Genomic DNA, 22,767 nt, shown 5'->3' with positions numbered 1-22,767 from the left:
TGATTCTGGAAGCTCATCTAATGAGAATGTTATTTGAAGATTTTGAATTATCTAAACTTTACCAATTACTAGTTTATTGATATGCCTAAATGGAATATAGGTTACCACTTTGATCATGCACATACTCTTTTGTGCTTTTTGTTATTGCTAGAGTTAAACTTAGAACTAATCATCTAAAAATCCAATACCTCCTTTTAATCGAGGTTTTTGAATGTTAATTATATCCTCGAAGCACCCTTCTTCCTTCGTATCCTCCCGTCTGAACCCATTTGCCTACTCTTTTAACCTTTTTCATAAAACAAACTTAACCTCACTGTAAAATGGTACAGGGTAATTTTCTCTTTCTTTGCCGACAGAAAATATGCGAGTGTTTTGATTTTATCTATCAAGAAAATCGCATGCATCAGGAATCAATCTTGTGAAATTCTCCCCCAGGAAGCAATTGACCGGACAAGCAAAATGACATTTAATCAGCAAATTATCATTACATGAATTACCCAGTAGATTTTACTCAGACAAAAAGCCAAAAATATTTCTCAGGTATTAAAGGGTTAATTGACATTTCCAGCCTAAGAATATTCAGTATTTGCCTCTTTGTTGGGCTTCTTTCTACTGCACTAATCTTCGATGCTATGGGACAGTCTTCTAGCGAAAACCCTTGGGCGGCTAAGAAAATTGAGTATCTGCCAACCCCTGCCAGCATTACCGAAGGCGTCTGGTTATCGGGTGATTTGCATTTGCATTCCCGTCATAGTACTGAATCTACGAACAATCCCCTACCCAAGATATTTGCTTTTGCAGAATCCATGGGAATGAGTTTTATCTGTGTGACCGATCATGACAATCATGTGAAAGGAGACGTGGCCAACCATACCTGGGCAGATCCTGAATTTAAATCCGATTCGCTGATTCTACTATATGGTGCGGAATGGACCACTACCCGTGGTCATGGAAATACATTTTCTGCCAAACCCTATGATCACCAGCTCTTCTATACTATCCGTGATCAGCGGGACACCTTAATCGGAAGAGTGAAAAATGAAATGGGCATACATCTCTCTGCCAATCACCCCAGCGGGAAAGATCATTTTGGCTATTCCTATGATATCATTAACTCCATCGAAGTATGGAATTCTGCTTTATGGGAGAGAAATGTGGAGGCACTTATGATTTGGGACGATATGCTTTCCTCGGGCCGGATGATCACAGGTCGCGGGGGCAGTGATGCGCATCATGGCTATCCTGACAAACCTGAAGATACTACAAAAAACACCCCTGAACGCAATTATAATTACATAGGCACTCCTACCACCTGGGTTTTTGCCACCCAGAAATCTGGGGAAGCGGTGGTAGATGCATTGACCAATGGACGTGTTTCCATCTCTGTGAATCCAAAATCCCCCAGGGTAGAGTTTTATGCTGATCTGGATGAAGATGGCAGCATGGACATGATGATGGGAGATAACGCCATTGCTCCTACCAACCCTGTTAAATTCAGGGTAAAATTATCAGGAACTACCCTACCTGATTCAACCTACACCCTCAAAGTAATTAAAAACGGTAGGGAGTTCGAAACCATGGAAGCTTCCGGAAAGGATATTGAAGTTGAATTTGTGGATACGCCAGAAGAAATCGGACGAACGTATTATAGAATTGTGGTAGAAGGCACGCCCACACCTTTTCCAGAAGTACCGAACTCTATGAGTATCAGTAAAAACATGATTGGCTTGTCAAACCCTATTTATTTCAATTTTGACCCAGAGTTCTGATCCACTGCTAAGCCTAGTCAAATCACCTTAGTTTCCAGATATGAGTTGCCCCATTTCAACCGTACAGTTAGCGGGGCTGGCTCAAGACTACAATCTTCCTTAAAAAGGTTTGTTGAAGGTTCGTCCTACCCTGATATTTTTGACCAATTTGTAATAGGCTTTTCTTCATCGTTTACGTTTTTTTTGTAAACCTATTCTAGCGCTAGACAATCTAAAATGAAATCTAGGTTATTACGACCCAAAAGGGGGCTTCCAACCTAAACAATCTTTCCAAAACTCTCCCTATCCTATCTATCCAGCACTTCATCCAGCTTCTTCTTTCTGCTTTTGTTAGCCTCTGCTTCTTTGGGATAAAGATCAGGATTAGCTCCAACAGCTACTTCCATAGCCCCTTCTCCACTAAACCAAATGTATTCTGACTTAAGGGTTTATCAGTCTGCTACAAATAATACCTATAATACACCAGCAGAATAGCAAGCAGGTTATAAACCCCATGAGCAACAATTGAAGCCGTCAATCGGCCGGAATAGAGAAACAAAGCAGTATAAAGAATGGATGGAACCAAAATATCAAACCAGTCCAAACTTGTTGAGGGCATATGTCCTACTGCAAAAAGCAGCACGGACAAGCCAGCTGATACCCATATTCCCAGCTTTGAATTTTGGAATGTATCCCTTAAAACTGAAATAAAATATCCTCTGTTGAAAAGCTCCTCAGTAATCCCACCTCCAATAACACCCAGCGCTATAAAGGACAACAATCCAACTAGTGTCCCATCGTACATGGTCAGCATACCCTGAATATCCGACCGGTTTGCACCTCCGGTATTAGGGATGATAAGTGCAAACTGAAGCATTGTCCACCCAGAGCCAACACCCAGACCAAGCAGCGCATCCTTCTTCCAATTTGCAAACCCGAACCCTATTGATGAAAAATCCCTAGGTAGTGATTTTAGGGAAAAGTAGAGCAAAATAGCTATGGAGACTAACTGGAAAATCGCAATATAAAATAGGTTAATCCCTATTTTCCCTCCGTTGATTTTGGTCACACCAAAAAAAACATCCGGAATCACAAAGAATATATAGCCCAGAATAACAGTTCCTATAAAAATCAGTAGGGTTTTCCCTTTCCCTATTTTTCGAGGAACCTGATCACTATTTTCCATAATAAAGTAACTTTTAAAAAAGAATCTCTCAAGCAACGTGCACTACCCTTTTTTAAGCAAATGCTTTCGTATTATAATTCATAACCGGTAGCAAGCACAATTAAACTACAACCTCAGTAATAAATTTCACCAGAATGTAACTTTGCGAAAATTATACCATCCACCCATAATCACTCAGTTAAAAGGTTCATTATCATGACTGTTGAAAGTCAGAACCTGATTCAAAATCACGTATTTGAACCGTATCATTATCCAACATGGCCCCTTGATAAAGAAGCATTTTTTCAACTTATATGCTTTTTAACCCCCGGTTGCCCCTTTAGCAATAGTTTATCCAGGCTTAAGTTTGACAATTGGGTTGAAGTGGAAATTCGACCAACTAGGTGCACCCTTCAGTTTAAAAAATGGATAAATAATCTCTGCACATAGCTGAATAACAATTCCAATCCTAAGTACTATGTACCTTATCGCACACCCAACTGCCCGATTCTATTCACCTGCTCTATCTTTTACTTCAAATGCTCTCTGAAAAAACCTTACAATTTTTCAAATGGAATGACATCTATTTTATTGTATAAATCTACGTGAACGGCATTGGGAATAAAATCCGGTGGCGCTTAAAATCAAAGGATCTGATCAACGGCTGGTATGCAGTCATAGCCAGCCTCCCTCGTATCTGAAGTGGATTGAGAAACAAAAGCAGACAATTACCTTCTCAGTGTCTTTCTCCATCCAAGTGGGAAGAGAACTTTATGGAATAAAACCTGTACACTTACCTAACAAATATCACCCATATCAATATGTACAACTGGGCAGAGGTATGCAGTGAACTCAAAGTGCTGGAGAAAAAGGCAAAAGAAAAACTTGACAAGTTAACGTTTGAAACCCCTTCGCTCCCTTATGACCGCTTGCGCAAAGGCAAGGAAATTATTGCTCTATCCAAATCCATCCGTCTGCTGATGGAACAGGATTTGGATAAAGATGCTGAGATGATCCTAAGAATTCTGTTGGAAAAAGGAATTAAGCTTAAATCTGTAAGGGAATAGTGCTTAATCAAGTTTAATGTGAGTTTTGCGTCAAGAGAAATCAGGCAGCAGGCAATCTGGTGACAACAACTTGGGGAGTATTTTACCTATTTGCAGCAGAGAAGTAGAGAGGCATGAGAAAATTAACCGTCCATTTTATAGAGAAGGACAAAAAAAGCAAGGAAGCTATCCAGATCCTCAAGATCGGAGGAGTAAACAATACGGGTCAGCGATGGGCTATCAGTACCAAAGAGGCTATTGAAGGAATTCGATCCGGGCAGTGGGAGCTGTTTATTTTGGCCAACAACAATGAAATACCGGTGCGGATCAGGCAGGAAGAAAATCAACCCCCGGTATTGATCGCCCAGGGAGACGGATACCTCCATAACCTGCTGGAAGATCTGCCGGAAATCAATTCCGAGGAAATTATTTAGTCTGATTATTCGAAATAACGCCAACAACCATATTTCCTTGCTTAATCATTGGGGTAAAAGAAAACGAAAGAAGCGTTGTCAGAATAGCTACAGCTGAATATTTGCCTGGGGGATGTATCGCAAACGCACTGAATGCTTAGTTTTTTTTTCTATAAACCCGCTTTTCCGTCAGTAAGGGGATCAAAGCAATCTAGGATATTTTAACCGTAAGAATTGAGGCCACTTCAGCCTGTCCCGCCAATGCGGGAGTCATCGGTCTTCTGGCCAGTTGAGCAGAGGAACATTCGCTATTGCCATCATTCCGTATATCCATGTAGTTTTATTTTTTCTTATGCCATCACGGCAATCATATCGAATATTTTCTCACCAAGTCTTTTATTACCGATAATTTCCGATGAGGCTATCGCTTCTTCTCTCGTCATTCCTTTTGTGAAGATTTTCCAAGCATCCTCATTTCTGATTTTAACTTCACTCGTAGGTATTTCATTGACAGAGGTAAATAGTTCCCACCCATTATCATAGCGTAAAAACCAACTTTTTTCTGTCGCTGCAAAAAAAGTGAATTTCACTAGGTCTTTAGCTGTTCCTTCTACATTTCTATAATGATGTGGAAGTGCCCTAACGGATGTGTCTAAGTAAGGCAAATACCATTTCTCTTTCAACAAAACTTTCTCCTCACCAAGTGCGAGCCTTATTTGTTGCTGATGATGCCATTTTTCAGTGTATTCCCGTGCTATATGAAACCAATTCTTTGATTCATTTTCACCTGCCCAAGCGACAGAAAAATCAGCTTTATCGTCAGGATTTAAAGTGGCTAAGAAATCGCAGTATTCTTTTCCTGATAATTTTAATAGATCAATAATAACTTTTGGACTAAGCCTTTTGGCTGCAGTGACCCAATCAGCATTTAACTGATTTAAGAAATCTATTAAATCCTGATAGGAATTTATTGTGCTTGCCTTTTCCCCATAATAGTTATCCCGCAACATTGAAAGTGTCCTCAAGTTGCCGTCCAGCAAGTGGACGGCGATATCTTTGACTTTCCATTTTGGAGCTATTGTTTGCCGCTCCCAATCCTCAGCGGACAATCCTTCCAGTAACTTGAAAAGCATCTTGTCAAGCTCTGGCATTGAGGCTATTACATCTATTTTTTCTGGACTATTCATTTTTCTTACTAACTAACAAACTAACCATGAGGTTAGTACTAATCTGCAGTATAAGACTCAGGTTGCCTGCTTTGAAACAAATTTATCAATCTACTTCTTCTTGACCCTTATAACTAACCCTAATTTTATCCTTGATTAGGTGTTTGTCAAAGGCATTCATAAATAGTTCACATTTGTAATTCTGTGACTCCGGTTTGAAAGTTATCATGAATGGGGATATGACTTTATGCTAAAGAATCAGTAGATTATTTTTGTTGGCCTTATCCTAGCCATTTGTTCACGCCCATGTTCAAATGACTTCCAGAGTTCCTCCTTAAATCCCATTTTTATTTCTAAAAGAACCGATTTTTAAGTTTTAACAATAGTCTCAAATAAAAAAACCTAGTTCATTATCTCCTGAAAATTATCCTCCCGGTTTTGGTCTGACCGTGTTCCCCAAGGATCCAAGGCGATCCAGGCAGGGACTTGATGCAGCTTGATTTTAAGCTGTCCCTTGCCAGAATGAATCCTCACCGGTTGGGAAAAGAGTATTTCTTGTTCACTTTTCAGATTTTTGGGATGCACAGCAAATGCCGTTAATTCTAAGTCTTCGGCCATAGGAATAGCCTGCTCAGATCCATCAGCCTGTCGTTCGTTTTTAGCTGCTTCATAATCAATCGTGACCTGGGTAAGCCCATTCTCCGCTTTTTCAATCTGCGTATTTAGTATCCGAATGTCATATGTGATGATTTTCTGAAACCAGTCTGCAAGAAGTTCCTGACCCTCAGGTGAAGTTTTCTCCATCATTTTGTCCAAGAAAAGTTGAGCATCTACTGTCGGGATGGTGTTGCTTTGAGCTATTTCTAATAGCTCTCTGATGATTCCGTTGAGAACCTTTTCTCCCAACAGATCTCTGGCTGCCAGCAGTGCTGCCAGACTTTTCCCGTAGGCCAAATAGCTTTGGCGTTCCTGTTTGGAAAGGCTATTTTCTGGCTGGGAATCATTGGCCCGCCCTGCAAAATACGTCCTGTTTGCCTGATCACACAGATACCAGGTTGTTGACTTGCCTAGCAGTTTTTCGAGCAGCAAGACTTCGGCATATTTCGCTAAACCTTCGACAAACAACCCCGCCCCTGGCACATTCCTGGGAGCCAAGAGGTGCCCAAACCATTGATGCGCTACTTCATGGACTGCCCGCTTGGTTTGCAGGTCAAACTGCGTTCCTCCATCTCTGACCAAATAGTACTTGTCCTCCACCATGCTGATCACCGTGGGATGCGCATAGCCTCCAAAGCCCCAAAACCCCGGGATTTCTACCAGTTTCAATTTGTCAAAGGGGTATTTTCCAAAATTTATAGCAAGGTAGTCCAGCGTTTCTTTCATGGTTTGAAGGGTCTTGGCATTGGACTGGCTATGCGCTTCTGAGGAGTAAACCTCCAGATGTACAGCGCCTGATTCTACACTGTCTTGATGGTAATTTCCTGAAAAGAAAGCCACTCCCGGAAGAATAGGTCTCGGAGATCGGTAGTGAAAAATGGATTGGTTTCCCTCCTGTGCCACACGAAGTAAGTCTCCGGAGGTAAGGGCCACCTGTGGAGACTCCGTCCGAATGATTGCTTCAAAATTCACTTTGAACAGGTTTTGTTCAATCATGCTCCGATGCTCTCCCAATTCTTGCCTACTTGGCTTAGGAGGTAAGTTTCTCTTTTTTCGCTCAGCGTAATCGGAAATTTCCTGATATTCAGCATAACCAAAAAATGGAACAAAATCCCTTAAATTCAAGTAGGAGCCGTTTTTTACGATTGATTTCTTTTGTCCTAGCAAGTTGTTCTCGGGAGCAAGGCCAAAGGAAAATTGCAAAGTATCGCCCGGTTGGATTGCTTCCGAAAACTGAATCCGGAACAGACCCAACTCTTCGATATAGCCATAGTCTGTTACTTTTTCCAATCGGAAATCAATGAGTTTTTCATTTTCCTGAATCAAAACCTCTGAAATCGGATCTTGGAAAGGGTTAAACAGTTTACCTTCCACTGTAGCGGTGTAATTTCCTTTGGATGGCTGCATGTCCAGATCGATCTTTAGCTCAGCATAAGCCAATACAGGTGAATCTTCAAAGTGCTTGAACGCTTTCTCATAGCGCTCCTTTCGATCTAATTTTTCGGAAGGAGAAATGAAGCTGCCTTCTTGCCTGATTTTCCAGTCAAAGCCAACCCAGAGTCCAAGAAAAAGGACGAAAAAAAATAGGGCAAGACGGAAGGAAGGAGTATTTGGCAGCTTTCTTCTTCGAAGGTAAATGGGTTTTTCCCAAGAAGTATAAAGCCAAAGGACAATCGCCAAACCCAGAATTCCCCAAAGTAGACCAAGGTTGAGAAAAGACTTCCATTGAAGCTCAAATCCAGCTAGTTCGCTGTAGATGAGAAAGGGGGTGTTTCCGAGTCTAAATAAAGGATATGTCAGACCAATTGTCGAGCCCAGCGGCCCTGCAAATACCCCAATGGCCAATGCAGAAAGTCCCATTCCCAGGTATTTGCGTTGGCAAAGGTGCTGAATGAGAAGAAACAGCACACTGAAAAAAAGCAGATTCCAGCCCGGACTGAGGTAAAGCGAAAAGATGACCCAAGTATGTTGATTCCAAGGTGTGTCTGCGAGTTGGAAACCCAAGCAAATCAGGACCGTCAAGCTCAGCATGATGATACTTACCAGCACCAAAGCAGTTAGATTGGCAAGAAAAACCAAGCCTTTGGGCGAAGGGGTCGCATGCACCAAGTCCTGCATCCTATTGTCTTTTTCCCGCCACATCAAGGAGCTGCTCAGGAAAATCTGAAGTAGTATCCCGAAGAGAAATAAAGGTTGCTGCACCCTATCCAGGAGGATTTGAGAAGCGGGCAGGTAGCTTTCTTCATAGGAGCCGCCAGAGAATAGATGGGAGTAAATCTCCGAAATGGCAATGATCGCCCATGCTCCCAAAATTGCCCAGAAGGGGATGCTCTTGAGGATGAACTGCAGTGATATTCGTAACTGAGAACCGAATACAGCGCGATAATTTCCGGTTTTTGGAGAGATCCTTTTGAAAGTAAAATCCACCGAGTTTTCCGCGTCCTGCTTCTCCTTTGATTTTTGACTTTCATTAGCCATTCTAAAGGAGAAAATCCGATAAGTCGCTGCCAACAGAAAAGTAGAAAATGTCAGCCAGATCAGCCTATTCCAAGCAAAAAGACCGGAAAAGGAAATACCCAGCTGATTCTTTTCGTAACTGGTCCAGAGGTTCGTTTGGTGAAAAAATGCGGACAGTCCAAATGGGTCTGCCAGGGCTGCCCAGGTGAGATTTTCTGCGGAGATCGGGGCTGAATTGGCGATCAGAGGTGAGTTCAAAAAGATCGAACAGATAAAGTAAACCGCATAAATCCCTACAGCCATTGCATAGGTTGCAAGCGGGTTCTTACTCAATAATCCAACCGTAAATAGCAAAGCGGTACAGGTAGTCCATGTGGGAATGAGTAGTTTGACGATCACCGAGAAACTCGTCCAAAGCCGGAAATCGGCGATTCTGATAGGATCCAGATCCGAAAAGCTAATTCCTAAATGAAATCCGAGGATAGCCGGCAACATGACCAACAAGGAAAGTAACCAAGCACCCAAAAATCGGGTGATGAAAAATTGTTTTTTGGAGATCGGCGTGACGAAGATCAACGCTTCCATCTGGGACTGCCTGTCCCGTTGAGTGGCTTTGACTACGAAAAACATGATGGAAAACACTGCTCCCAAGCTCAGGAGTCCCATTTTGAAAAAGAGCTGGAATTCTGAATTGTAAATCAAATCTGAAGCTACGGCGCCTTGTTTTCCCATAAGGAAGGCAAAGCCAAAGTAGGCCAGCGCAAAAAACGGCACTGTCAATGTCTTGGATTGAATGATCAGTTCGAATCGGATAAGTTGAAAAAACTGTCTCATGACTTTGACTTTTGAGTTTGTAGCATGCTGAAATAAAAATCCTCCAAACTGGGCTGGATGGGTTCAAAGCCTTCTCCCGGATTAACTTCCGAGCTAATGTGAATCTTGGTTTTTCCGGCGATCAACTTGGATGAAATCAGGTTAAAATCTTTTTGGTACCGGGACATCTCCGCTTTTTGGATTTTCTTGGCCCAGATTTTACCTTCCAGACTTCTTGTAAGCGATTGAGGATTTCCTTTGGTTAGAATTTTCCCCTGATTTAGGATGGCCATTTGCGTGCAAAGCTCCTGCACATCGTCCACTAGGTGGGTAGATAGAACAACAATGATATGCTCCCCAATCTCAGAAAGCAGGTTGAGAAAGCGGTTTCGCTCCTCCGGATCCAATCCGGCAGTAGGTTCATCTACAATAATCAGCTTGGGGTTTCCGAGCAAGGCCTGAGCAATGCCAAACCGCTGCTTCATCCCTCCTGAAAAGGAAGAAACTGCCTTCTTCCGATGCTGAAATAGGTTGGTTTGCTGCAGCAGTTGATTGATTTGGGCAGTTCTTGACCGACCGTCCGAAATTCCTTTTAGGACCGCAATATGATGAAGCAGTTCCCATGCGGAAAGGCCTGGATATACTCCAAACTCCTGCGGCAGATAGCCCAAGACGGAGCGGATTTCCTCAGGTTTTTGTAGAACCTCCGAACCGTTGAAGAGGATCGTTCCAGACTCTGCAGTCTGGAGCATGGCAATGGTTCGCATCAGGCTGGATTTGCCGGCTCCATTGGGCCCCAAGAGGCCAAACATCCCATTTTCTATGGTAATGGAAATGTCATCTAGCGCTTTCACGCCATTTGAATAGGTTTTGCTTAGATTGAGTAGTTCAAGAGAGTTATTCATAGCACGGGGTTTTGACTTTGCGAAGCTTGAGAATTCCCCTGAGCACCTCTAATTAACATGTCGAACCCCCGCAAAATGAGGACGAACCAACAAATCCGATGGAATCATCCCGAAAAGTCGAATCCCATGTGTTCGACACGAAAACTGGCCAGTTGGTCATCTTTATTTCCTAAAAGTCATGGCATGGCTATCTTAGAAGCATGTTTCCAAAAGCCTCCTTTTTCAAAGCCCTTGGTTGGGGATTTGCAGTCACATTGCTTGTCACCTTTTTGCTCCAAAGAATGGGTTTTATCAGAATTGATTTTGATGAATATCTGGAGAATATCCTGATACTCGGATCATGGTGGATGCTGTGCAGTTTGGTGTTTTATTACAGCCGAAAAATCCGATTGCGAAAACAGAGCTTACTCAGGATTCTTTACCTGTCCCTTTTCCTCACAGGGCTTCTTCTTCTGGATCAATGGATGGCCATTCCAGACAATCCTGTTTCTATCTTTTTGTTGATTTTGTTTTGGATGGGAATTGCCCATTTTGTCTCTCCTGTATTTTTCAAAAAATATCAAACGATCATTTTTTCAGTTTATGGTCTGATTTGGGCTTTGTTTCTTTTCCTGAGATGGGCCGAAAACTACTTTGAGGAGTATCATGAACTGGCGATTTTTATGCTCCTGCTGCCCATTCCGTTCTTCCTGATGCTTTGGGTATTTGAGCAATGGAAAAGGATCAAGGATTTAGAAAATCAAAAAAACAGGGCTGAGCTGGCCATGCTGAAAAATCAGATCAATCCGCACTTTCTTTTCAATACGCTTAATAATCTCTATGGACTCTGTGTGGAAAAATCCGATGACGCACCGGAAGTGGTGTTGAAGCTTTCGGATATGATGCGCTATACGATCTATGAAGGGAATGCAAATGAGGTTTTGCTGAGCAAAGAAGTGAATTACTTGGAAAATTTTCTTGCCTTGCAGAAATTAAGACATCGACACCAGCCCGAAATTGACTTCCAGGTAACGATCAAGGAGGATAGGATGATTTCGCCGCTGTTGTTTATCGTGCCCGTCGAAAATGCATTTAAGCATGGTGTGGAGAAATTGACCGAGCAGGGATTTGTCAGGATTTCGCTTTATTCTGATCAGGAAAAGCTGAATTTAAAAGTAGAAAACAACTTCGAGGTGAGTCCGCAAAATACGAAGGTAGGGATAGGCTTGGAAAACCTAAAAAGAAGGCTGGAACTGGCCTATCCCGAAATGCATTCCTTGCAAATCACCCAAGAAAAAGGTGTTTATCAATTGATTTTGGAGATTCTATGGAGCTGATCAATTATGTGATTTTGGATGATGAGCCGATCGCTCACAGAGTGATTGAGGGATATTGTGAAAACTTTTCGTTTTTGAAAAAGCGAGGAAATTTTTACAATGGATTCGAGGCGCTGGAATTTTTTAGAACAGAAAAAGCTGACCTGGTTTTTTTGGATATCAATATGCCCAAGTTGACCGGGTTTGAGATGCTCAAGTCTATTTCAGATCCGCCAAAAGTAATTGTTACCTCAGCCCATCAGAAGTTTGCGCTGGAAGGCTATGAGCTGGATATTACTGATTATTTATTGAAGCCCTTTGGTTTGGACCGGTTTATTAAAGCGATCAATAAACTGAGAATTAGCCGGGAAAATTCAAATGAGCATTCTACTGTCGATTTTCCAAACAAAATCTTCCTGAAATCAGACAAAAAGCACGTCCAGTTGGAATTGCAGGATATTCTCTATGTGGAAGCTATGGGTAACTATACCAAGGTTTTTCACACAGGCGGGATGTTGATTTGCCCTGATAAGATTTCAGATTTGGAAGAGAAGCTTCCCTCCCCCAATTTTATTCGAGTTCATAAATCCTACCTGATCAATCGGGATCGAATCGAGTTTGTGGAAGGGAACCAAATCAGGATTTCGGGGAAAATGGTGCCTATAGGCCAGACTTATAAGGCAAATCTTCATGGTTTTTTTAATTGAGCATGTTCTTGTTGAAATACCCTTGGTTTTCAAAATCCCTGATATTCAAAGATATAACGGTAAGCTCTGGAAAAAGCTGATTGAGCCCTGCTACTATAATTTCCGAAAGCGTATTTTTCTGATCCGCTGTTCGGCCTTCCATGATATTTCGAAAGACATGAATAAACTCGGATGGTGAAAATGTTCCAAATGAACAGGAAAAGGGTCTTATTCTGACTTTTATAACTTCCGGCTGAAATAAACCTGATGAGCTTGCTGTTTCAAAAACAGTTTTCATGATCTTTTCCAGTGATTGCTTATCTAAAAGCACTTCTGAACAGTCGATAATAAAGTGGGAATATTTCTATTGAATTTGAATTATTAGATGCTCGGAATCAAAATAGATTGGACGGAGCAACCTGAATAATTTCAGATTGTTTTTTTTTAAAAGGCATCCACAGGTAATCTGCAGACACCCTTTCTTTTTTTGAATTTGCGAGCTTTTACTTTCTCACAATGGTGGTAGTTGGAGCATAAATCCCGAAAGTCAATACATGGACCAATCCATCCACGAAGGTATGCTTGGTGGTGACTTCATAATCCTTTGCACCGCGAGCCATTTTTTCTGGATCGGATATTTTCAATGGTGCCAATCCCTCGATCAGGTAATGGTTTTTCTCCTTGTATTCAATACCGGTTTGGGAGCCCTGTCCTACTGTGACTGTATAGGATTGGCAGGAACTCAAAAGAAGAGTAGTGGCAAGAATCACTGCGAATGTTGATACGATTTTTTTTACTTTGTTTGTGTTAAATTGTAACTAGTTGAATTAGTTTTTTCTGAATCCTTTGATTATTAAGTAAATGCACAAGGATATTTTCTGTCATTTCCGGTAAGGATGCCTTGGCAATTAGAAAAAGATTTGTGTCCGAAAGCAATCTTGTTTCTTGCTAAGCCATTTCGGCTTTTTCTCTTAACCGATGTCTTTGCTGATGATTTTGCAAGTGTCTTCAAAGTCATTTGTGTTTTGGTTAGACAAATGCTTACGAAGCTGCACCAGCCTGAGAACAGCACTACCTGCAAGTGGAAACGGAACCAGCAGAGGCAAGAGCGTTGGCTTTATGCCGTAAGTTCTTGCCTCGTGTGACGGGATCAGGCTAAATTGGCGGAAGAAGGAATGGAAAAAAAAATTCCTTTTAGTAGCCAGCCAGTAACTGCCAGAAAAACACGCTTGTGAAAGGATTACATAGAATGTTTTATAAATCAAAATTCCCCCTTAGTGTTTCAACTGCACAGGCGGAGGCCAATGATCATATGATATACCAGACTTAGGCCCCTATAGTTCTCAGCTAAGGTTTTTATCATAGGGAATAATATATCTAAAACTAAATGGATCAGAATAGGAAAGAAGCAAATGATCCGGGCTTATTTAGGTACCTTTGCACGCCAGTAAGCAATACTCCTGATATCATAGATGCCAAATCACTACAAATCCTTGATTTTGAAAAAGTACTGGATCAAAATAATCAAACCAATTAAATTTCTGGATCTCTTTCATCTTTATTCGTAAGTTGGAAAAATCAGTTAGGAAACATTTCCAAGCCTGTTTCGACAAAGAGCGGAAGGAAAAGTAACAATAAGTGCGCATCGGACTATCGCTTTAAAAAGATATCTATTATGGATCAGCACCTGGAAAATTCACTTTGCATAAACCCAGAGACAAAAGCAAACAATTCAACAGTATTGAAATAAATATCATGAAGGGTCTAAACAGAAGACGCGGAACTTCTAATAATTTTTTATGAAAGGTTCTCTCACCCGAAAGAATGATCCTATATTCCCATTTGATTTACAGTATTAAAAAATGAGACATCCACAGTTTTCCCCTCCTTCTTTCCATCCACGCGAAGGATTCTTTAAACAGGGCAGTTTTCAGATTCTCTAAAATTTAAGTTTTTTATGACGAAGGTTAAACTTTGGTATTCCTGTCTTTTAACAATGTATTTTTTTATGAATTGCTTGGTTGTAAAACCTGCATTCACACAATCCCAACCTGCATCAACTGATAACCTCGAAATTGCACAAAACTACGTAATGGAAATTTGGGATAATACGAAAGGCATGCCCCAAAACACCATTTTTGCGATGGAAAAAGACAATTTTGGATTTTTATGGGCTGCAACCGAAGAAGGACTGGTCAGGTTTGACGGGAAAACTTTAAAGGTTTTCAGCCAGGACAGTTATCCTGAAATGCTTGAGCAGACTTATTACACTTTTTTTAAAACCAAAGGAGGTATTTGGGCAAGCGGGGACCGTAGCATTATTCTGATTGACAAAACCATCAAAACTGTAATTGATTGCTCGGAAATAGCAGATAAAACCTGGATCCGGGGAATAGCAGAAAATGGCAAAGGAGGTCTGCTTATCGGCAACCAAAAAGGAGAAATTTTCTCCTGGGACCAGGGGACTTTTAGCCCGCTGTCCTTTTGGAACCCCAGTATCCGACTGGAAATTCTAGGCTTCCACTCGATCGAAAACTCAATAATCCTAGTGGGAACTACCCAGGGGATCTATGAACTGAATCTTGAAACAGCCCAATCAAAATTGATTACAGCGCAGGATTTTTCTGCTTTAAAAATATTCTCCAATGCCAACTCCCTATATGTATATGGGCAGGAAAAAGGGATTTTTCGCATTGAAATGGATTACCGTCTGGAGAAAGTGTATTCTTTTGAGCAATTGGATGGGGTCAATCCTTCCAGCCTCATTGTAGATTCAGATAACACCATCTGGGCCGGCTCCCTGGAAAATGGACTCATTAAAATGTCAGATGGAAAGGTAGATGAGGTTATCTTCCCCGAACTCCATTCTTACACCGTCCGGAAGATCATCAAGAAAGATGACAATGTGTACCTCGGAACTGTGGGAAAAGGGTTGACGGTGGTAAGACCAGCCAAAATCAAGCAACTCACTGCAGAGGCGCTGAAACAAAAAAACATCAAGCCTATCTACCAGGCTGGGGACAGCAGTATTTGGATAGGCACCAAATCTGACGGACTTTTCCAACTAAAAAATGGGGTAGTAAACTCTTGGACGGATCAGGATGGGTTATTGCAGAACAGGGTAAACACAATTGGATCTGCTAACGGCAAGGTGTATGTGGGAAGCACCTCGGGGGTAACAATTATTGACCAAAAAAGTGGTAAAGTCACTGGATACCTTACCCAGGAGAACGGCCTGCTTAGTAATTATGTAGGGGCTATCTTCCGGGATTCAAAAAATTGGCTTTGGATTCTGACCCGCAAAGGCGGGATTCATTATTTTGATGAAAAGGGGAACTTCAACCAGATCGAATTACCCGAAAACTATTCAAATACCATTTTTATCAGCATTCTGGAACTGAAAAACAAACAGGTTCTGGTCGGCTCTATCAATCATGGGTTTTTACGATTTGAAAACAACCAATTGGTTGAAAATGAAATACTACCTTTAACCCCCGGAGAAGACGTTATCTACAGCTTCTATGAAGACGCTGCCGGAGATCTATGGTTTGCTACCCACGGAGGCATCGTGCTTTTATATCAGGGAGAATTCAAAGTTTTGAGAAAGCGCCACGGACTAAAGTCACGCAGTGTATTCTCTATCATACACGATGGCAACGTCGGTGTCTGGGTAACTCATAATTTTGGGATCCAATACTTCCCTGATTCCGAGCTGGAAAAGTTTAAATTAGATACAGACGAAGATTTTCACATTGCCACTAGCTTTTACAGTGAAAGTCAAGGGATGCCCAATTCAGAAGCGAACGGTCTGATCTTCCCCTCTACCATAAAAGACAACATGGGAAGAATCTGGATCCCTACTGTAGAAGGTGTAGGCATCATACAGGATCCATTGCCGAAGGAGGAACTCCCCAAAGACTTCCTGTTTATCTGGGACAACCTTCAGATAGGTGATCAAAAAATCGACATTCAAGACGAAATCCTCATTCCTCAGGGAGTAGGGATGTTTCAGGTATCTTTTAGTTTGATTGACTTTGAAAACCCAAATCAATACTCTCTATTTTACCGCATCAATAGCAAATCGGAGCAATGGCAACCTATCAAAGACCAGCGATTCCTTAATTTTACAGGCTTAAAGCCGGGGGATTATACCCTGCAAATAAAAATCCATCTCCATGGCAATCTAGAAGAGATTCACACCTTGCCTATCCGGGTAAAGGCAATTTGGTTCGAAAGCATCGCCTTTAAAATTCTAGCGCTGTTAGCTTTCGGGATTTTGATCTATTTTGTGATGAAGCATTATTCGCATATCCGGTTAAAGCGGAAACTGGAACGGATGGTTAGTCTGAGAACCGCTGAACTGAGCAAGGCAAACAGGCAACTGAAAAAGGCATTTTCTGAAATAGAGAATAAAAACAAAGTCCTCCTGGACATCACCTGGAATCAGTCCCATTTGGTAAGAGCTCCATTGACGAAAGCAATGGGGATAGCAGAGGTATTAAATAACTATACAACTTATCAAGAAATCGGCCTAAGCAAAGAAGAGCTGGAAAAAGAGCTCTTAGAAACGCTGGAGCTCTTAGACCAAGTAGTGCGTGAAACGCACGCTATGTCGGAAAACATCAAAAACAATGAAAGGTAATCCACCAATCGTCTATATTATCGACGATGATCAAGTAGTTCTACTACTCCACAAAATACAAGTCAAAAAACAACAGTTATTTGAAAATATCCAGGCATTTTTTGATGCACGAGAAGCGCTGGAGAACATCACATCTTTGGATGACAAAGAGCAAAGAATCCTAATATTTTTGGATATCAACATGCCCAAAATGAATGGTTGGGAATTTTTGACAATGCTGCAGCAACAAAACATTCTCGCAGACATCAAGGTAGTTGTTGTAACCTCCTCATTAAGCAAGTCAGACAGGGAAAAATCTGCGGAATTTAACCTGGTGATAGATTTCTGGGAAAAACCAATGGTGCCAGATCAATTGATCAAACTAAGAGAACAATTGGGGGATTGGTTGCTCGGCAGTTAATAGTTACAATCAGCTCATTTGGATCAATGCTATATACTTCCCCCTTACCTTGTTTAAAAAGAGAAAGAAACCACCAGCCAATCATCAATTTGAAAAATCCCCTGTTCATCACAGCGGGAGAAAAAGCATTGAATGAGTATAGCTTCTAGAAAAAATATTCTCTGCACGGACTATAGTTACCTGGATTTAAATCTATCTAATCCCAACAAAAACTCTAATACTAAGTTTAACATTGTAACTATTCGGGGAACCCCATATCTCATTCACCCTACCACTCTTATCCTTAAATAAATACAATTTTTTTTTAATTCTTAGAATGGACATTTAGCAGATTATCTTTCTATTTTCGACACTTATTTAAAGTCGAAATACAAATTAAGCACCTTGTGATACCAAATTACACTATTAATTCTACCGACTCGGAACGAATGCATCTTTTAGCCCAACTGGATTTGGACTATTCCGCTATACAGACGACGTTTTCAAATATCACAGAACTTGCCGCTAAGATTTCAGGCTGTAGAATTTCTTTGCTGAATTTTATAGACCAAAATACGCAATGGAGTGTGGCTTCCTATGGAATGGATATTCATCAGACTTCCAGGCAAGATACTATTTGTAAATTCACACTAGAAGGAGAAAAATATGATTTTGAAGTATTGGATCTTTCTGATCACAGTCATTTTAATAACCTCCAATTTATCCGCAGTAACCCTGAATTAAAGTATTACTACGGAATACCTTTTTATTTCGATAAAAGAGTGGCCCTTGGTACCCTATGCGTAATGGATAATGTTTCCAAACCACTTTCAGATGAAAAAAAGAACCTTCTCAAACTTGTGGTTAAAGAAATTGAAGAGCGCCTGTTGCTTCTTTTCAATGTATCCGATTTAGAAGAGCAATTAACTCAAGTAGAAAGGAAAAAAACCAAGTTGGCGCATGATATTAGGGGGCCATTGGGAGGGATAATTAGTCTATCCGAAGTAGTGAAATCCGAAGGGCTTAAAAATTCACCTGAAGAAATGTTGGAGTACTTTGATGCAATACACCATAGTAGCTCGACCATGATTGAACTTGCCACTGATATATTGACCAAGAATATAAAAAATGGTTCAACAAGTAAGGATAAAAGGCTTTTTGACTTATACACTTTGAAGGAAAAAGTCAATCAATTATACGCTCCCGCAGCACTTGCGAAATCAATAGAATTTGAAGTTGAGGTAAATGACTTAAATTCTGAGAAAAAATTCCCAAAAACAAAGCTGCTACAAATACTCGGGAATTTAGTTTCCAATTCCATCAAATTCACCCCAGCGTTTGGTAGAATAAAAGTTAACTTAGCTATTACGGCAAAAGAACATGCTAATCTTTTACGTATCAGTATTGAAGACTCGGGCATTGGAATGGATACCATGCAGATAGCCTCTATCGGCAGAGGAGAATCAAGCAGCAATTTGGGCACAGGAAGTGAACACGGGTTTGGCTTAGGGCTAAATTTTGTGAGGGAATTGATCGATCAACTGAATGGAGAATTCCATATTGACTCGGATCTTGGAGTAGGAACAACCATTAAGATTAGTATTCCATTTACCTAATTCCCTTTGCCAAGTAAGCATTATCGGTACCCGCCAAAGAGTCCCAATAGTTAACAACATACCGCAAATTTCTCTGCTAGGTATCTCCTAATGCATCCTACTGTGTGGTATTTTTTAGCTATTTAGCATTTCCATTCGTTCATTTATTCAAATGAAAATCTACCACATCACCACTTCCTGAGACTCAGTCCTGACATTATCCCTGAAAATATTGAACACCGCTGTGAACTCGTGGGTGTTACCCGGGAGGTTATAGCTGGTAGCATTGGGAAACTCGTACAGGTAGCCTATCCTTAGCCGCTTGGTCAGAACCCCTACCTGGGCGTTTGTGGCATAATCAATCCGGTGTCCCAAACCCAACCACAGTCTATCCATCAGCAAGGCCTTTATGTTAAATTCAATGTTATCATCCTGGTTCTTCTGCGTACTGTACATCCCGTTTAGGATAACTGCGATATTTTCACTTACCGCACTTCGATAGCCAGCCTGAAAGATGGAGCTTGCAGGATAAGCATCCATGAATTCATCCCCTGAGGTGATCTTGCCACCATTCACCCGGTGGATACCATAGGAGAAATAGTAATTGGCATGGGTCAGTGCTATTCCCAGGTTGAAGTCCACCACATTCATATTCGAGAACTGCCCGATGTACTGGCCCAATGTGGGATCGTTCTGTTCTTCCGTGGTCAGCGCATTTCCATCCAGACGGATGCTCTGGTAGTTCAAGCCCGCTCCCAGTCTGAGGTTGTGTTTTTCTGTCAGCCTGATTCTGCTCGCGTAACCCAGCGTGAGTTCCGTTTCCCGAAAAGCCCCATAGGTATCGTACAGCAGATTCACAGAGACAGCATTTTTTCCCATCAAAGCCGGATCCTCCTCCCCTGCCAGCTCACCAAAATCCAGCTCAGTGCTGAAGAAATAGGTTTTAGGGGCTCCTTCCACTCCAGACCACTGGTTTCGGACGAAGCCCCTGACCGCAGATCCTTCGTATCCGGTCAGGGCGGGATTGTAATAGCTCTGGAAAAAGTCAAAGTTTGAGATGAATTTTCTCGATTGGGCATGAACCTGGGATTGCCCAAGCATCATCAGAAAAAATGCCGCCGCGATGTATTGTATTTCCTTCATGGTATTCTTCTTTAAAAATAGGTTAAGTGGAAGCGCCTTCAATGAGTGTTCAGACGCTTCCTGTATTCCTGCTCTTTTTATCTTGATTCTTGGCTCCAATTTCTTGAGTCTTGAGTCTAAATTCTAAATTACTGTCTCAATAGATTCAGCATTCCCCGTTGAATTTCTCCAGACTCACCAACTTCGATCACATATAGGTAAGCTCCCACAGGCATGTCTTTGCCGTTGAAAGTTCCATCCCATTGCACATCCGGATCTTCGGTGTAGAACAATCTGTCACCTCCTACAGCAAAAACCGATATTCTCACCCCGGTATAATATCGTAATGCCGGCATACCCCAAGTATCATTTACCCCATCTGCATTAGGAGTGAAAGTATTCTGAACCTCCAACTGATCCAGAGGTGTGCGTTCGCGGGTAATATTGAATTCTTTTTCCAGCACATTGCCTGCCCTGTCCGTTACGCTAAGCATAATGGTAAAGTCCGTCCTGCCTTCTGCCTGCTCTGCACTGCTCCAGAAGAGAATTCCGTCCAACACCTCAAAGAATCCATTATCCTGAACTCCTTCAGGTAGGCTAAATGTATGCTGATCATCAGTAGGATCAATCACCGTAAAGGCTCCAATTTCCTGGAAGAATTGATCCGGGATTCCTACAAATGTATTAGCACTAAGGGTCACATCCTGAGGCGCAGGCTTAGTCAATACAGTGATTTCCAGCACCGGCTGCAGCCCATCAGGATTGAATAATCCCGCAGGAAGTTCTATCATTCCGCTATAGCTGGTCGTTCCTGACATCATTGGAACATAGCCTGCAAGATCCCAGGTAACCGCCAAGTTGATAAATTCACCGCCTGCCGTGATCATCACCACCTCTTCCGGAACCTTTAGCTCATCTGCTTCCGTGCCCCAAAGGGCTTCCAATAGCTGGCTAATAAATTCAACAACTGATCTTTGGTTGACATAATCCGGAATCCCGTCTTCATCTGAATCTTCAAAGTCTGTTTCTTCATTCGGATCTGTTCCCTGCTGCTCTTCCAAATAATCCGGCACATCGTCTCCATCGGAATCCAAATAATCTCCGGCATCCACAGGGTCTGTTCCTTGGACACCCTCTACATAGTCAGGAACAGCATCTCCGTCTTCATCCTGGTAATCCATCGGGTCATCAGGGTCGGTACCCTGCTCCTCTTCCACCTTATCAGGAACGCCGTCTCCATCTGTATCCACATTCGGCTCCTTAGTGATCAGGAAGTCAGCTCCGGTATAGTTAATTGTGTAATTGGCGCCTGCACTTAAACTTCCGAGTGTAATCGCATAAGATCCTATATCCTCTCCGGATTCTCTACTCAATGTTCCAGCCAGTATAGCTTCTGTATCAGAACCCTGAAGACCTGAAATCTCATAGGTCAAGTCAGGATCTTCCATTCCGAACTCCTTGCTTTGACCTTCATCCGCCATCACCAATAAGGTGGCTGGTGTGATAGACAAGTCAGCAATTAAGGAAACCTCAATGAAGTTAACGCCACTGATTATTGCAGTGACTTCCTGCGTGCCCACATCCGTTCTACCATTGTTTGTATAGACTACTGATGTTCCCGCCGGTAAAGTACCGTTTATTGCCAGCGACTTGGCTGTACCATCATAAGTGAAGGTTCCACTATCAAAGGCAAGTCCCGGTATGACAGCATCAGTTACTTCCAGATCAGCTGTAAGTATCAACGTAGTAAAGTTAGATCCAGTGATTGTAGCTGTTACTTCCTGAGTACCTACCTCCGTTCTGGAATTGTTGATATACTCGACTTCAGTCCCTTCTGGAAGTGTACCTGAAATCGCAAGTGATTTAGCTGTTCCATCAAAAGTAAAGCTTCCATCAATGAGTGTAACTCCTGTGATCGTAGCTGGAGTGATCGTCAGATTTGCTTTCAGTTCCACTGTCGTGAAGTTTGATCCACTGACAGTAGCAGTGACTTCCTGCGTGCCCACATCCGTTCTACCATTGTTTGTATAGACTACTGATGTTCCTGTCGGTAAAGTTCCGCTTATTGCCAGCGACTTGGCTGTACCATCATAAGTGAAGGTTCCACTATCAAAGGCAAGTCCCGGTATGGCAGCATCAGTTACTTCTAGATCAGCTGTCAACACCAAATCTGTGTAGTTGGATCCAGTGATTGTAGCTGTCACTTCTTGAGTCCCTGCCTCCGTTCTGGAATTGTTACTATAAACTACTGCCGTTCCAGTTGGAAGTGTACCTGTGATGGTAAGAGACTTGGCTGTTCCATCGAAAGTAAAGCTTCCATCAATGAGTGTAACTCCTGTGATCGTAGCTGGAGTGATCGTCAGATTAGCTTTCAGTTCCACTGTCGTGAAGTTTGATCCACTGACTGTAGCAGTGACTTCCTGCGTGCCCACATCCGTTCTTGAATTATCAGCATAGCTTACACTAGTGCCCGCAGGAAGTGTTCCTGAGATAGCTAGGGACTTGGCTGTGCCGTCATAAACAAAGCTTTCATCTTCGAAAGTGATTTCTGATATCGTAGATGGGGTAATTGTCAAATCAGCAGTCAATACCAACGTAGTGTAGTTCGATCCAGTGATCGTTGCAGTCACTTCCTGAGAACCCACATCCGTTCTTGAGTTATTGGCATAGCTTACACT

18 protein-coding genes are annotated in these 22,767 nt (G+C 41.9%); 9 read left to right on the top strand and 9 right to left on the bottom strand.

The genetic code is table 11. The features are described from left to right. Positions 1-488 precede the first annotated feature (488 nt). On the top strand, positions 489-1,769 hold the full coding sequence (locus BM386_RS00085; RefSeq protein WP_211482863.1) for a CehA/McbA family metallohydrolase: 1,281 nt from the start codon (positions 489-491) through the stop codon (positions 1,767-1,769). A gap of 439 nt (positions 1,770-2,208) precedes the next feature. Here the strand turns inward: BM386_RS00085 and BM386_RS00080 are convergent, their stop codons facing one another. After that, positions 2,209-2,934, bottom strand: coding sequence for a CPBP family intramembrane glutamic endopeptidase (locus tag BM386_RS00080; RefSeq protein WP_091691041.1), 726 nt, complete (start codon positions 2,932-2,934; stop codon positions 2,209-2,211). Positions 2,935-3,734: 800 nt separating this feature from the next. Between BM386_RS00080 and BM386_RS00075 the strand changes: the two genes are divergently transcribed. Both BM386_RS00075 and BM386_RS00070 read left to right on the top strand, forming a co-directional pair. Then, positions 3,735-3,980, top strand: coding sequence for a hypothetical protein (locus BM386_RS00075; protein WP_091691040.1), 246 nt, complete (start codon positions 3,735-3,737; stop codon positions 3,978-3,980). 113 nt (positions 3,981-4,093) lie between these two features. Further along, positions 4,094-4,393, top strand: a complete 300-nt coding sequence (locus tag BM386_RS00070) for a DUF3892 domain-containing protein (RefSeq protein ID WP_091691039.1) — start codon at positions 4,094-4,096, stop codon at positions 4,391-4,393. 190 nt (positions 4,394-4,583) lie between these two features. On the opposite strand, the gene BM386_RS24000 is transcribed toward BM386_RS00070, so the two are convergent. From BM386_RS24000 to BM386_RS00055, 4 genes are all read right to left on the bottom strand, one after another. Further along, positions 4,584-4,706, bottom strand: a complete 123-nt coding sequence (locus BM386_RS24000; protein WP_280140983.1) for a hypothetical protein — start codon at positions 4,704-4,706, stop codon at positions 4,584-4,586. 16 nt (positions 4,707-4,722) lie between these two features. Further along, complete coding sequence (locus BM386_RS00065) at positions 4,723-5,559, bottom strand: maleylpyruvate isomerase N-terminal domain-containing protein (RefSeq protein ID WP_091691038.1); 837 nt, start codon at positions 5,557-5,559, stop codon at positions 4,723-4,725. A 381-nt stretch (positions 5,560-5,940) separates the two neighbouring features. Then, complete coding sequence (locus BM386_RS00060; protein WP_091691037.1) at positions 5,941-9,486, bottom strand: ABC transporter permease/M1 family aminopeptidase; 3,546 nt, start codon at positions 9,484-9,486, stop codon at positions 5,941-5,943. Further along, positions 9,483-10,370 (bottom strand): ABC transporter ATP-binding protein, encoded by an 888-nt coding sequence (locus BM386_RS00055; protein ID WP_091691036.1) that lies wholly within the window; start codon positions 10,368-10,370, stop codon positions 9,483-9,485. The genes BM386_RS00060 and BM386_RS00055 overlap by 4 nt, the downstream gene beginning before the upstream one ends. A 200-nt stretch (positions 10,371-10,570) precedes the next feature. Here BM386_RS00055 and BM386_RS00050 point away from each other — a divergent pair, with 200 nt between their 5' ends. Then, positions 10,571-11,686 carry a sensor histidine kinase gene (locus BM386_RS00050; RefSeq protein ID WP_091691035.1) on the top strand — a complete coding sequence of 372 codons (1,116 nt, stop codon included), beginning with the start codon at positions 10,571-10,573 and terminating at the stop codon, positions 11,684-11,686. Beyond that, a complete protein-coding gene (locus BM386_RS00045; RefSeq protein ID WP_091691034.1) occupies positions 11,677-12,372 on the top strand; it encodes a LytR/AlgR family response regulator transcription factor in 696 nt (231 codons plus the stop codon). Before BM386_RS00050 ends, BM386_RS00045 begins: the two co-directional genes overlap by 10 nt. On the opposite strand, the gene BM386_RS00040 is transcribed toward BM386_RS00045, so the two are convergent. Continuing rightward, positions 12,365-12,697 carry a 5-carboxymethyl-2-hydroxymuconate Delta-isomerase gene (locus BM386_RS00040; protein WP_280140995.1) on the bottom strand — a complete coding sequence of 111 codons (333 nt, stop codon included), beginning with the start codon at positions 12,695-12,697 and terminating at the stop codon, positions 12,365-12,367. The two genes, BM386_RS00045 and BM386_RS00040, sit on opposite strands and share 8 nt — an antisense overlap. Before the next feature lie 157 nt (positions 12,698-12,854). Further along, positions 12,855-13,121, bottom strand: coding sequence for a Bor family protein (locus tag BM386_RS00035; protein WP_244545414.1), 267 nt, complete (start codon positions 13,119-13,121; stop codon positions 12,855-12,857). A gap of 617 nt (positions 13,122-13,738) precedes the next feature. On the opposite strand from BM386_RS00035, the gene BM386_RS23545 reads away from it, so the two are divergent. The 4 genes from BM386_RS23545 (at position 13,739) to BM386_RS00015 (ending at position 18,988) form a co-directional block, all read left to right on the top strand. Next, entirely contained in the window at positions 13,739-13,888 is a 150-nt protein-coding gene (locus BM386_RS23545; protein ID WP_170856994.1) for a hypothetical protein, read from the top strand. A gap of 555 nt (positions 13,889-14,443) precedes the next feature. Further along, a complete protein-coding gene (locus BM386_RS00025; RefSeq protein ID WP_170856993.1) occupies positions 14,444-16,993 on the top strand; it encodes a ligand-binding sensor domain-containing protein in 2,550 nt (849 codons plus the stop codon). Beyond that, positions 16,983-17,393 carry a response regulator gene (locus BM386_RS00020; RefSeq protein ID WP_091691029.1) on the top strand — a complete coding sequence of 137 codons (411 nt, stop codon included), beginning with the start codon at positions 16,983-16,985 and terminating at the stop codon, positions 17,391-17,393. Before BM386_RS00025 ends, BM386_RS00020 begins: the two co-directional genes overlap by 11 nt. Before the next feature lie 386 nt (positions 17,394-17,779). Continuing rightward, positions 17,780-18,988, top strand: coding sequence for a GAF domain-containing sensor histidine kinase (locus BM386_RS00015; protein WP_139235802.1), 1,209 nt, complete (start codon positions 17,780-17,782; stop codon positions 18,986-18,988). Positions 18,989-19,147: 159 nt separating this feature from the next. On the opposite strand, the gene BM386_RS00010 is transcribed toward BM386_RS00015, so the two are convergent. Together BM386_RS00010 and BM386_RS00005 are read right to left on the bottom strand one after the other, a co-directional pair. Further along, positions 19,148-20,110: a PorP/SprF family type IX secretion system membrane protein gene (locus tag BM386_RS00010; RefSeq protein WP_091691888.1), complete on the bottom strand. Its 963-nt coding sequence runs from the start codon at positions 20,108-20,110 to the stop codon at positions 19,148-19,150. Positions 20,111-20,238: 128 nt separating this feature from the next. Continuing rightward, positions 20,239-22,767, bottom strand: a 2,529-nt coding sequence (locus BM386_RS00005; RefSeq protein ID WP_091691027.1) for an MBG domain-containing protein, incomplete at its 5' end; no start/stop codon positions are given.

The organism is Algoriphagus locisalis (assembly GCF_900116615.1).
In the GTDB taxonomy this organism is placed as follows: Bacteria; Bacteroidota; Bacteroidia; order Cytophagales; family Cyclobacteriaceae; genus Algoriphagus; species Algoriphagus locisalis.
Note: the sequence above shows the minus strand (reverse complement) of the source record. Positions and strands in the feature narration are given on the sequence as shown.